This window comes from Paenisporosarcina sp. P4_B8, assembly GCF_056402175.1.
On sequence record NZ_JBFUHX010000017.1, the window covers coordinates 1 to 13508 of the forward strand.

Below are 13508 nucleotides of genomic sequence, written 5' to 3' on the forward strand. Positions count from 1 at the left end.
AACCGCAGGAGCAGCGCTGGAAAGGTTCTCATTGCGACGAGTAACCGCAGGAGCAGCGCTGGAAAGGTTCTCATTGCGACGAGTAACCGCAGGAGCAGCGCTGGAAAGGTTCTCATTGCGACGAGTAACCGCAGGAGCAGCGCTGGAAAGGTTCTCATTGCGACGAGTAACCGCAGGAGCAAGACCGATGCGAACGCCTGCTTTCGCCTATGGTCAGAAGCTTAGGTGCGAGCTGGCGCTTAGAGCTAGACATTGCGAACATTGAAAGAATTAATATTTCAGTAGAATCCATTCTTAATAAGAAAATGAAAAAAATCGCTTGAGACTCTCAGTTGTCTCAAGCGATTTTTGTTTTTCGAGGAATTTTGCTATCCGATGGTAATCCTTTTGAAAAATCATTATATAGTTGACTGAGTCAACTATATATATTATACTCTTTTTAATTTAAAATTTCAGAATATTAAGGAGGGATCTTTATGGAAACAATTCATTATGTAGAAAAAATCCGGAAATTCAACAGGTTTTATGCAAATGTTTTAGGTAAAATCGATCAAGAAATTTATAATCAACCGTTTCCATTAACAGAGGCGCGGGTAATAACTGAAATCAATTATAGAAACGGTTGTAATGCGACTGAAGTCAGAGAAAAGCTTGGAATAGACCGAGGTTATATGAGCCGAATTGTACAACGATTTGAGGAAGAAAATATCATCATAAAAAAACAGTCAACCGAGGATAAACGTCAATATTCCCTCTTTCTAACACAATATGGCAAAGAAGTTTTCAATGACTTGGTTGAAAATGCAAATAACGGAGTAGATAAAAAGATTCAAAATTTATCAAAGAAACACCTGACAGAGCTAGTCCAATCTATGGAATCAATCGAATCGATTTATTCAAATGAAAATGATTCCTCACTGGTTGTCTCCATTCATCCATTTCAACCCGGAGATATTGGATATGTCGCCCACCTACATGGAAGGTTATATGCCAAGACAAATAAATTCGGACGAATCTTTGAATATTACGTCATGAAAGGCTTAACTGAATTTATGATCGATACGGATGGTGGAGAGTTATGGGTTGCTGAAGTGAATGGTGAAATCGTTGGTTCGATTGCAATTACTAAGTCGAGTGATAACGTTGCACAGCTAAGATGGTTTGTTTTAAATGAAAATTTTCAAGGATTAGGCTTAGGAAAAAAACTAATGGAGCATGCTCTCAATTTCTGTAAGGCACAAAATTATCAGCATGTGTTCTTATGGACGGTAAGCACGCTCGACACCGCTCGATATCTTTACAAAAAGTATAATTTTAGGCTGACCGAAGAAAAACCAAATGAAGAATGGACTGGAGAGCAATTAATAGAAGAACGATGGGATCTTGATTTTTCCGATGAAAACCAATCAAAATAAAAACGAAAAATCAATCTTGTTGGATTCAATACCGATGGGAAAAGCTTATCCTCTTTGGAAGTAATATAAGATGATGGTGATGTTATGTTTTCTGTTTATACATAAGTATGTTCTTTTAGAACCAATGAACATAAGTAAAAGAATAGAAAAAACTTTCACTTGGTGAAGCGAGGACTCTCTAAAAATTAAGCCGGTTATTCCTCTTAATAGRAWAACCGGCTTGATTATTGGGTTTATGCTTTTGCTGCTAATACCCCCATTATGGTGGTATACAGTCCCCATGCAATAGAATTACAACTGTCCTATATTCTTCTTTTCATCTACTTTTCGTTGCTTACCTTTACGCCAAACAAGATAAATGAAGAACATGAATAGAATGTAGACTAAAACAAGAGCTGCTAAATACCCTTTATTGATTCCTTTATCATCAGTTACTTGATAAAATTCGGCAATTTCTCTGTCCACTACCAGACGATAGTTTCCATCATCTCTTTGTCGTAAAATATCCCCTTCAATTAAACCACGAAGTTGTTTATTATCGCCAACCACTTCTCGTGGGATATCAAAGCTTTGAGTACCACCTGTATTGTTGATGGCGACAATCCAAGTTTCCTCATCATTCGAACGTTCATACACCATCAAGCCGGCTTCGTTATATAACATTTCCATTGAACCTGTCCGAAATGCTGCTGAATCATTTCGAAGCGATTGTACATCTCCAATATATTCAATCAATTCTTCATCAGTCTTAAAGTCCATAATCGGGTGCGAAGCTGGAGGCTTCTCTCCGTTTACTGCAATCTCCGAACCGTAAGTCATCATTGGTATACCGGGCATTGACAATAAAGTAGCCATTGCCATTTTCCAACGTGTAGGCGGAAACATATTTTCTTCTGCCGCATTGGCGGTGAATCGTTTTGAATTGATCGTATCAATTTGATGGATGACTGGATTTTCAGTCGATATTTCTTCCAATGCTTTTGAATCTAAATCTACATTTTTGAAAATGTTTCGATACATATCTTCTTGTCCACTTACTACTGTGGCATCGAACTTAGCTTCACTAGATTCGGAACTGAGCACAGATAAATTTTCATTGTCTTTTTTAAGGCTCTCGATCAATGAATTTAAAAACGCAGAATCGATTCCTTCAATTTCAGTCAATCGTACGGCATCTACTTTATATTGTTTTACAAAATCAAGCGCTGCCTGTTCAATCGCTTTTTGTGCATCTTCATTTGTTAAATCCCATGAGATCGTTCCATCTTCATTGGATTGTACCCAGGAAGCCTTGTCCTTATCTTTTGCCCAAACGTGCTTCGCACTTACATTTTGAAGCGGGAAATCAATCATAACGCTCATGTTGTTTTTATGCGCTTTTTTGATCAAAGCTGTAAGCTCTTCGGATGTCCCAAAATGACGTTCCAGTTGCCCGTAATCCATGACACGTTTCCCGTCATATGTCTCTGTTGAAAAGACGGGTCCTAAAGACACCATCGTAAAGCCCATATTTTGGATGTGATCCAATTTTTCCGCCACACCTTCGAAATCGCCACCTGCAAATGCATTGGGCTCCCTCGCATCAACTTCAAAATCATTTTCAATTGTTTTATTGAAATAGCGGTCGACTAGTAAGTCGTATATACTTTCGTTTTGAATGGATTGTTTTGATGCCGCCTGTGTAGTTAACGGGGCAATCAAACCCATAAGTAATGTTGCTGCAATTGTTGCACGAATCCATTTATCTATTTTCAATTGAGGTCCTCCTCTAACGAATCTTCCTACGTTATTTTATCAAACGGAACATTGCCACGCCATGATTAGCAAAGATTTAAGTAGTATTTACGTCAAAACTGTGAAAAATAACATGGATACCTCAAGGAACCTGGTAAGTGTCCGAATCCAACTAAACCTCCAGATTTTCCAACTAACCATCCACTGACCTTTAAATCACGCAATAAAAAAACCACTTCACTCCAAATAAATGAAGTAAAGTGGTTTCTTCGTTTGTTTATGCTAAAAAACTGCTGCCTAATGGTAATGAGAACCCTAGGAACATTGTGATAAACAAGAACACGAACAATAATACCCAAAACATCGTTGTTGGTTTTTGTTTTTTCATACGAACCAAAATCATTTCCATCATGCCGATGACTAAAATTCCACCAAGGAACTTAAATCCATAAAGCATGCCCTTGTCGAAATCCATGCCAACCATGAACAATGCCACACCTGTCAAAATGATGAATACGTAAACTAAACGTAACACCATATGTGTGATTTTTTGTCCTTTGCCTGTCTTAAGTAAAACAGAGACAAAGAACAAGATAATACCTAGTACCCAAGCTGTAATGTGTAAGTGCGTGTTAGCTAAAAAATCCAAAATCGTCACCTCATCTAATTAATCGTTCGATTCTATCGTATCATATCTCGCTGTCTAATAAACTTTTTAACCTACTAGTTACAATTTATAAAAAAGTGTGAATCTCTGCTCCCTATCCTCGGACGAACTGACAAGCCACCTCAGGCCAACAGGATGTTGGTCACGAAGGTATTGCCACAAAATTGCATTTCGTTCCTTTATTCTCACTGTAGGGGGTCTTGGCAATCCATTTTTCCGCAGGAGTCACGAAGATTCTCTTATTCAATAACATGATGTTACAAAGTCTAAATACCTTTATTCAAATCGGTTCACCAATGTACCAATTCCTTCAACAGACACCTTCACTGTATCACCGGCTACCAAAAATTTTGGGGGATTAAAGCCTTTTCCCACACCGGAAGGAGTTCCTGTCAAAATTACATCTCCAGGCTCAAGTGTTACCAATGCAGAAATTTGTGCAATCAATTCTTCAACAGAAAAAATCATATCATCTGTACGTCCATTTTGGCGTACTTCGTCATTCACTTTTGTCACAATGGATAGATTTTGCGGATTTGGTAACTCGTCTTTCGTTACCAAATATGGACCCATCGGACAAGACCCTTTCAAGCTTTTGCCAAGGAAAAATTGTTGGTGTTTCTTCTGTAAATCACGCGCTGTTAAATCGTTTGCGATTGTATATCCAAACACATGATCATACGCCAGTTTTTTAGGAATATTTTCACCTTTTTTACTGATCACAACAGCCAATTCACCTTCATAGTCATATGAAGAAGTGGCTTCTGAATGTACTGAAAGTGATTCTCCGTCTGCTGCAATTGTTGTCGGTGATTTTGTGAAAATCATCAAATGGTCTGGTGCAGCTTCTGAGCCCATTTCTTTTGCATGCTCTGCATAGTTTCGACCCACACCAAAAATATTTTTCGGCGTTCTTGGAATCGGAGAAAGCCATTCAATGCTTGAAAATGGTCGTTTGAATTGATTCGGCTCTTCAGAATTCAGAGCAGCATCTGCGAGCTTACGCATCTGCTCAACAAAATCCATTCCTTTTTCAATTCCATCAACAATGGTCTGAGGGAAATCGGGCAACACTTGGAGCGTCTGTTGTATCGCCACCACGTCCCATACGGCTTCTTCTTTCTTCACCTTGGGACCGAAACGAATTTGACCTTCATAGCGAAAAGAAACGATTTTCATACACTGACACTCCCTCTGAATTAATTTTTGTTTAATTCAGTCTACGATACTTCGACAAATTTTTCATCGATTTTTTTTATTTAATTTTCCATACGTCGCTCTTTTCCAGAGCATTTCAATCGGTCCTTGCTTAAACTTGGATAACCAGATTTCTGCGAATATTATTTGGACGATAAAGATTCCGACAGCGAGCCAAGTTCCTGTCAATACATCCACTTTGCCATACAAGCCAAACCCATAAGAATAAAAGATGGTGGTGGCAATGACTGATTGTGTTAAATATGTCGTCATGGACATTCTTCCAACTTTAGCAACAGGCGAGAAGAGCTTACGGAAGACAGTTAATTGACATAACAGTGCAATCAGTCCTGCATAGCCAATAGCGACCAAGGGACCTCCAAATATATCTTGCACATACATTGTGAAAAAGTCCGCTTCTTTTGTGAAAGGCAAGAACTTGATGAAATAGCCCACTGCCAATGTTAGTACCGTCAATCCAATCCAAAAAATCTTCTTCTCTGATGTGCGTTCAATCAATTTCGCTTTAGCCGCCGCAGCACCAAGCAGCATATAAGGGAAAATCGTTATACCAATTAATAATAAGGTCCCCGACTCAATATTGGCATAGCTCCAATCGGCTGCCCGCTGAATGAAAATATCAGTCCAGCTTCCAGAACCAAATGCCAAGATGGAAGATTCAATTTCCTGCACACCCGCATAAAATTCTTGGCCAGTTTGCGCTGCGTAATAAAGTAAAAACGAGAAACCTAAGTTCGGTATGAGATAAAGAGGAAGCGCAATTCCAAGTAACCAGCCACTTGAAAGTCGCAACAACAAAATGACAATAAACCCGCTCAGTGCATATGTGATCAATATGTCACCTGACCAAATAAGGAAAGCATGTAGAATTCCGATGATCAATAATACGCTTAACCTGCGTATTGCAAGTGGTAGGAAAGATCCTCCTCGTTGCTTTGATTTAAGGAATTGCATCATCAATCCATAGCCAAATAGCATGGAAAATAAAGGATACACACTTCCTTGTAACACAATATCTATCCACTGAAACGTTTCTTTATCACTCAAATCTGTATACCAAGTGTACGGATTTATGTAGTAATAGGGAGTATGAAACGCCAGCATATTGACGATAAAAATCCCTAGGAGTGAGAAGCCGCGCATCATATCGATTGCAACGACTCGTTCCTGTAATTCTGTAGGTCTTAAATTCACCTTCAATCCTCCAATACAATGATTTGATTCGAGTCAAACAAATACAATATTTTTTCCTTGATGGTGATGGAAAGAATATTTTCTATAGCTTTTTGATAGAGCGACAGCTGTAAACCATAGCGATGCTGCATTTCCCGCAAAATCGAAGTCTCGTTATGGAAGACACCATTAATTCGATCGGTTTTATAGTCTAGTAATACCCACTGTCCATCTTCTTCCTGGAATAAGCAGTCTGCGATACCCTGCAAAATTTGAATGTCCCCATCCTCATCTTTCATACCATACGTAAAAGGTACTTCACGCAGGACTTCGGAAGCATGACGCAATCTGTACACAACCGGTGATTGCAGGAAGCTTTCAATGGCATTCACTTTTATGGCTTTTGCTTCATTTGTAGTCAACAACTGACGATCTGCAAGCAGTTGAATAAAGGATTCAATCATTTCCTTGCCAGGCTGTAAATTGAAATCGAGATGCTGCATGGCAGTATGCATCGCTGTACCAATTTCTGCACTTGTCAGTTTGTGCTCCCCTTGTTGTAGAAAAGCAGGTCGTTTATGAATACTGGTAATGGCTTGCTGCACTTCTCTCGTCCTGAAAAATTCGGGTTCTTCTTCTTTTCGCAGTTGATCAATTCGTTTCAGTTCACTTACCGATTGCTTGGAACGTTTTACGGTCGAACGCTCGTGAATATAGACTGTATTGAATCGACGTTCCACTTCACTCATTATTTCCGGGGAAATTCCTTTTTGCTTCGTGGCATCAGATGGCTCTGAAGTAGTATCGATTGCAATGACCTGTCGTAATTCTTCTACATGAATCGTTTCAAACGACCATTTTGATGGATGTTGCAATGCATCTGAATCCACCTGTCCTTGCCACAACGCAAAGTCATGATGCCTAGCGACGGCAGGACCAATCCAGTCCAGGAACCCCTTCGCACGTGAACGTACATATTCCGGTAACATATCCCCACTGGAAGCGGCAATATCCTGCCACTTGTCAATCGATTTTTGTGCATCCTTAACAGTCGCGACGAGCATTAACTTTTCCTTTGCTCGTGTCATCGCTACGTATAAAACCCGCATTTCTTCCGACTTCAGCTCAAGCTGCTTCTTTTCTTTCATGGCTAAAAATGGCAGTGATGTAAAGGAAATTCGTTTATCCGGATCCACTGCTTTTACAGCCAAACCGAACGTCTGATCAAATAAATACAGTTCATTGAAATCCATTTGATTGAAGTCACGGCCAAGACCGGCAATGAACACATAAGGAAATTCAAGTCCCTTGGAAGAATGGATTGTCATTAAACGGACGACGTTTTCTTTTTCACTCATCGCACGTGCTGTTCCCAAGTCGTCTCCACGCTTTTTCATTCGGTCGATAAATCGCAAAAAGCGGAAAAGTCCACGGAAGGACGATTTTTCATAAGACAGTGCACGGTCATGCAACGCACGCAAGTTCGCTTGTCTTTGTTTTCCTCCTGGCATGGCGCCGACCATTTCGTAATAATGGGTATCCATATAAATTCGCCAGATTAAATCTGCCAATGATCCCCGTCGTGCCAAATCACGCCATTCTTCATAATGAAGGAAGAATCTCTGCAGCTTTTCAGCTGTTTCGGAAGCGATGCCACTGCCACCCATTCGTACGAAGTTTTTAAGTGCTTCATAAAATGGTTCTTTAGGAGCGGATAGACGGATATGGGAAAGCTCTGCTTCCGTTAACCCGACAAATGGTGCCCTTAGCACCGAAGCCAGGGGAATATCCTGATATGGATTATCGACAATACGCAGGGTATTCAACATAATCATCACTTCAAGCGCATCAAAATAACCTTTTGAAAGGTTCGCATATAACGGAATGCCCGCCTGCTTGAATTCTTCCGTTAGATCAGCTGACCAAGTCATGGATCTCGTCAGGATCACTATATCCCGGTATTCAAGTGGACGTTCTTTTTTTGTCCACGCATCGACGACCATCGTTTTCTGATCCATTAATGAGCGAATTTTTCGGATGATATAGCGAGCTTCCCACTGGGATTTTTTCAACTCATCAATTTCTAAGATTTCTTCATTGATTTCTTCGTCTTCTCTCGCACCTTCATCGACATCTTCCGTTTGCTGAGACAGAATCGTAAGCTCTACTGCAGATGTCTGATCCGGATACGGAGCTCCTGCTTTTAAGGCTGCCGCTTCATCGTACTCAATTTCCCCAACTCGTTTCCCCATGATTTGAGAAAATATAAAATTGGTTGCATCCAAAACTTCCGCGCGACTTCGGAAGTTAGCATTTAAATCGATTTTCACACCTGTATTTTGCGGTTCTGTCGTAAACTTCAAGTACTTCTCCAGGAACAACATCGGTTCAGCCAATCGGAAGCGATAAATCGATTGTTTGACGTCACCCACCATGAACATATTGCCGTTTGCTTCCGTACCGGTTTTGACAATTTGCAAAATGGTTTCTTGCAAACGGTTTGTATCCTGATATTCATCCACTAGAACTTCTTTGTATTGCATCATGATGTCCTGTGCCGTGCTTGAAGGAACAAGTTGGCCATCTTCTTCTTCCGTCAATATTTGCAAGGCAAAATGCTCCAAATCCGAGAAATCGACTAACCCTCGCTCACTTTTTGCCAAACGATATTGGTCACCATAAGTTAATGTCAGTTCCACCAATGTTACTAGAAGAGGGTGCATCATTCTCATTTCCTGCAATAATCTTGCTGGTGTACGTGTGAAATAGGCTTCTTTAACACCATTGACGCGTTTCTTCAATTGATCACGTTTATCTTTCGCTTTTTGAACGAGTTCGTCGTCGAACGTATCTTTCGGGATGCGGGCAGCCGTCGCAAATTTCAACGTTTGGAAAAAGTCAAAAGACGACTGCCACGATTGTGTGGAAATACGACGAATCGCTTCAGCAATTACGAGTTGATCTTGTTCCACTGTGGTCCCGTAAGGAGCTGGACCTGCCGGAAGCAACGCATATTGACGAATCTCTTCCGTCATCGCATACGCTTCTTCCATAGCATGCTGGATGGTCAGTTTAAGTGCTCCGATAAAAGGCAGATCATCGATTACCATATCGTCAGGCACATTATAGCTTTGTGGGATTGACTGTAACCATTTCTTCGGTTCCGGATGTACACTTGCTGTGTCATATAATTTATCAATCAACGTTTCAATCATTTGATCGTCCCGGTCTGTCGTGAAACTGTCAACAAGTCTGTACAGCGCTTCCGGATTTTCCGCTTTATGCGCCGACTCCAATATCGCAGCCAATACATCATCACGAATTAGGGCTGCTTCAGCTTCGTTTGCCAGTCTGAATCCCGGATCCAAATCGAGGATGTAAGCGTACTGCTTAACAATGGATAAACAAAAAGAGTGAAGTGTCGAGATTTGCGCTTTATTCAATAGACTCAATTGTCTTCGTAAATGACTGGAAGTCGGATTTTTCACAAGAGCTTTTTCCAGCGCTTCCGCCATCCGGTGTCGCATTTCGGCCGCCGATGCATTGGTAAATGTCACAACGAGAAGCTCATCCACATCAATCGGATTATCTTCACGAATCATCTTCTGGATTAGACGTTCAATCAGGACAGCCGTTTTTCCTGAGCCAGCTGCCGCTGAAACGAGTATGTCACGTCCTTCTGCAAAAATGGCGCGCCACTGAGCGTCAGTCCATGTAACATCTTGTGGTTTAATCGGTATGAGCATCAGGTGAGACCTCCTCTTTAATTCGTTGCGTGACTTCTTCTGGTGTACCTACCGACAGTTTACGATAGTGCTGATCAGGATCTGTAGGATCAAACTGGCATACACTACGGAAATTACAATAGTCGCATGCTGTTTTATCCTTCATCCTGTAGGGCAGAACCCGTGTATCGCCAGCGAGCATCCCATCTCCGGCTTGCTGATGCTTTTTACGTACAAATGTCCGCAAATTCGCCATGTCCTGTGTGGACACAACTTTCGAAAAAGATTTGGATATGGAGCCGTCTTTATTGATGCGCGCTGGTATAACTTTTGAAGTGCCTGCTATTTCCGTATCCATTTCACTTAAGACGTTGGCATCGTCTATCAATAAACCGCGCATTTTGTATTTCTTAAATACTTCTTCCGCAAGGTCCATGTCAGAAAGCTCTTTAGCCAATTTCAACATTGGATTATGAACATGCATATATAACACGCCTGCCGGACTGGCATCTTCACCTAACCAAATTGCTGAGTTGCTGACAGCCACATCCAAGTACGTAAGCATCTGTAGGGATATTCCATAATACACATCATTTAAATCGAGTCCTTTGGCGGACGATTTGTAATCAACGATTCGCACAAATGGCTGGCCATCAACAACAGCTGCGTCCACGCGGTCTATACGACCACGCATTTTCATGGCGTGACCATTTTTCAATGGGATTTCCAATGTGGGCAATTCTTCTCCAGGACCAAAACCAGCTTCTATCGCGATTGGAACAAAAGTCGAGACACTGGCATGATCACGTAAAGTCGTCATGGTGCGTTGCAAAATCTGGACGAGCTTACGTTGAATATAGGTATATCTTTTTGTGCTGAGTAAAATTTGATGGACGAAAAATGGCGAAATTTCTTCTACTGCTTGTCTCGCCAGTTCCCAAGCCTGAGTAGTTGAAAGCTGTGCCCAAGTCAACCCCAATCGCTTCGTTTTGTCAGAAATCCATTTCAAAGCGGCATGGAATAAATCTCCGATGGCCGGGGCTTCTAGTAAATATTCTGCGCGTTCTTCCAAGCGCAAACCATACGTTGCGAAATGTGCAAAAGGACAACTGTAATATTTCTCGACACGTGACACACTGGATGTGAACGTATCCCCATACAATGCATTAGTCGTTTCGCGGTCCAGACGCTCTGCGATTATTGGATTCGTCAGTGGTCGAATAATCCGTTCGAAAATGCTATGCCAAAATGGATCATTTTCATAATAGGAAGCAACCGCCTGCCATTCTTCCTCCAGATTTCCTTCAACAGCCGCTTGTTTTAATTTAGTGGCAAGGTACGGCAAAGTTGCCCGAGGATGTTGGATATAGTAATCTGTACTGTCTTTCAAAACAGCCGGATCAATGACAGCCAGTTCCACTTCGATTTTCGGCAACAATTGTTGCAATCGTTTGATGTATGTCGATGGAAGCAGTGCTTTCCCTTCTTCATCCGCAACAGCGTATGACAAAAACAGTTTTTCGGAAGCTGTTGTCACCGCTCGGTACGCCATATAAGATTCGTCCATCAGACGCATTTTTGACGTCGGAGCCAGCTCAAAGCCAATTTGCATAAACCATTCCCGCTCGGTATCCGAAAGCAACCCTTCCTGTTCGAGTCGTTTTGGAAATACCCCGTCATTGACGCCAATGACAAATGCTGCCCGAATACCGGACAATCGGGATAAATCAACCGTTGCTACGGTCACTTGATCGAGTGACGGTGGAATGCGGGAGAACTCCAACGTGTCAAAACCTTCTTCCAATAGTAGCAAGCTTTCTTTAGGAGTCAGTTTTTCATCACCAAACATCAACACAAATTGATCCAGTACATCTACCCACTGGGACCAGGCCTGGTCATGCTCTGTAGCTAGCAAAAGACGACCCTGTTCATTTTCCTCATCTTTTAATCCTTGCAGCTTATCGTAAATCTGTAACTCTTCGATTAATTCAAATAGTGCCTGTGCGATGTCTCTTCCTGTCCCGCATGCCTCTATTTTCCGCCTAAACTCCTGAAGAGGGGTCAAAACGATGTTCCGCACTGCGGTTATGTCAGCTTGGATAGCACGTTCTTCATCTGTTTGAACTTTTGAATGGAATTCAAGTCCACGGTATTTTTTCACAAGCCAGCGTCGTTCATCCGTCCAGCGTTCGCCGTAAATCCCTTGTGAAATCACGAAATTCTCTAATCGATCTGCGCGTTCTCGCCATACTCTTTTATTTGCTTGAAGCGGGAAGAACAAATCCGTTTTGATGGCCCTGAACATTGGCTCATATTGAAAATCATTTAAAACTGCTTCAAAAACAGAACGACTGAATTCGACCAATGGATGATGAAGCATGGCCTTTTTCCGATTGATGAATACAGGAATATCGTATTGAGCAAACGTGGTTTCAATCAATTCATCGTACACTTCGGGTTGGCGATATAATACCGCAACATCACGATAGCGAAGCTGTTCGTCACGAACAAGACTTCGGATATGTCTTGCAACTGCGTGAATTTCAGCCCTTCTACTGTCTGCTTCCACCACAAGTACATGATTATGATCGTCAATGGATGGTACGGGATAACTATGTAAGTTCGCTTCAATATGTTTAATCTCATTTGTCATAAAACGCTTGTTTTCGTTTAAGTGGATTGAAGGTTCAATTGCAACGGATTCAGCACGTGCCACTTCCTTTAAACGTTCCGCAGTCTTAGCGGCACCGTGGAATAATGATTGCTCATCCATCAAATCAAGGCTCTCATCATCCAAAGGCAGTGCAATGGTGACGCGTTTCGCATGTTTAATCAGTTCTCCGATAATTTCGTATTCCCGGGTTGTCATCGTCACAAAACCATCAATATAAACGTCCGCCTCAGCAATTAATTCCGATTGAACAATTTGCTTTGACAGCAAAGCATAGTAACCTTCGCTGTCAATATAAGCAGTTCCAAGCCGTTCCTCCAAAGCACGCAACAAAACCGACAAGTCATGTGACTTATCTTGTAAAGTGCGCGGGGCATTCAGTTGTTTAAGAGATTCCTCAAGAGAAATTAAAGTTGTACCGTCAAGGCAGTATCGGGTGAACTCCTTTAACAGCATTTCCATCTGGTTAGTAAATCCTCGTTTATTGGCGGCTTGCTTAAAAAGAGAGAACTCTTCCTTGTGTTCTTCAAGCAATCGGCGGATTAACATGCGGTAGCCGAATCCACTGATTTCTTGACGGCTTATCCCTCCGGTTTCTTGTAATACACGCCAAGCCAGTCGTTTGAATGTAGTGACTTGTGTGCGGATGATTCCTTTTGAATGGTCCATTGCTGAAAGTGCAAATTCAGTGGAAAAGGACATTTGGTCAGGTACCACAAAAAATATAGGCGCACCCAGTGGATTACTCATGGCATTTTCAGTTACTTCATGCCGCATGAATTCAGATTTCCCTACACCAGCTCGTCCGGTAATTAATCGTAATGACACATCCATGCCCCCCTATTAAATCATGTATAAAAAACAAACAAAATCCCGAATATTTTCCTTCCCTCTATTGTACCTAA

General features: G+C 41.5%; 7 protein-coding genes. 1 reads left to right on the forward strand and 6 read right to left on the reverse strand.

Annotated features, from left to right (window positions below):
* Positions 1 to 476 precede the first annotated feature (476 nt).
* Positions 477 to 1415, forward strand: a complete 939-nt coding sequence (locus AC1DSK_RS14280; protein ID WP_477548376.1) for a bifunctional helix-turn-helix transcriptional regulator/GNAT family N-acetyltransferase — start codon at positions 477 to 479, stop codon at positions 1413 to 1415.
* Between the two features lie 291 nt (positions 1416 to 1706).
* Here the strand turns inward: AC1DSK_RS14280 and AC1DSK_RS14285 are convergent, their stop codons facing one another.
* The 6 genes from AC1DSK_RS14285 to addB form a co-directional block, all read right to left on the reverse strand.
* The gene (locus tag AC1DSK_RS14285; protein WP_477548377.1) at positions 1707 to 3170 is read right to left on the reverse strand and encodes an alpha-amylase family glycosyl hydrolase; all 1464 of its coding nucleotides are present in this window, start codon (positions 3168 to 3170) and stop codon (positions 1707 to 1709) included.
* A gap of 256 nt (positions 3171 to 3426) precedes the next feature.
* Complete coding sequence (locus AC1DSK_RS14290; RefSeq protein ID WP_477548378.1) at positions 3427 to 3798, reverse strand: YisL family protein; 372 nt, start codon at positions 3796 to 3798, stop codon at positions 3427 to 3429.
* A gap of 294 nt (positions 3799 to 4092) precedes the next feature.
* Positions 4093 to 4995, reverse strand: coding sequence for a fumarylacetoacetate hydrolase family protein (locus AC1DSK_RS14295; protein ID WP_477548379.1), 903 nt, complete (start codon positions 4993 to 4995; stop codon positions 4093 to 4095).
* Between the two features lie 63 nt (positions 4996 to 5058).
* Complete coding sequence (locus AC1DSK_RS14300) at positions 5059 to 6228, reverse strand: DUF418 domain-containing protein (protein ID WP_477548380.1); 1170 nt, start codon at positions 6226 to 6228, stop codon at positions 5059 to 5061.
* 2 nt (positions 6229 to 6230) lie between these two features.
* On the reverse strand, positions 6231 to 9953 hold the full coding sequence (gene addA / locus AC1DSK_RS14305) for a helicase-exonuclease AddAB subunit AddA (protein ID WP_477548381.1): 3723 nt from the start codon (positions 9951 to 9953) through the stop codon (positions 6231 to 6233).
* On the reverse strand, positions 9937 to 13431 hold the full coding sequence (gene addB, locus AC1DSK_RS14310; RefSeq protein WP_477548382.1) for a helicase-exonuclease AddAB subunit AddB: 3495 nt from the start codon (positions 13429 to 13431) through the stop codon (positions 9937 to 9939). The genes addA and addB overlap by 17 nt, the downstream gene beginning before the upstream one ends.
* Positions 13432 to 13508: the final 77 nt, after the last annotated feature.

Excerpts from the sequence above, each read along its gene's own strand:
- addA (WP_477548381.1), bottom strand. The coding sequence starts at position 9,953 with ATGCTCATACCGATTAAACCACAAGATGTTACATGGACTGACGCTCAG.
- AC1DSK_RS14280 (WP_477548376.1), top strand. The coding sequence starts at position 477 with ATGGAAACAATTCATTATGTAGAAAAAATCCGGAAATTCAACAGGTTT.
- AC1DSK_RS14295 (WP_477548379.1), bottom strand. The coding sequence starts at position 4,995 with ATGAAAATCGTTTCTTTTCGCTATGAAGGTCAAATTCGTTTCGGTCCC.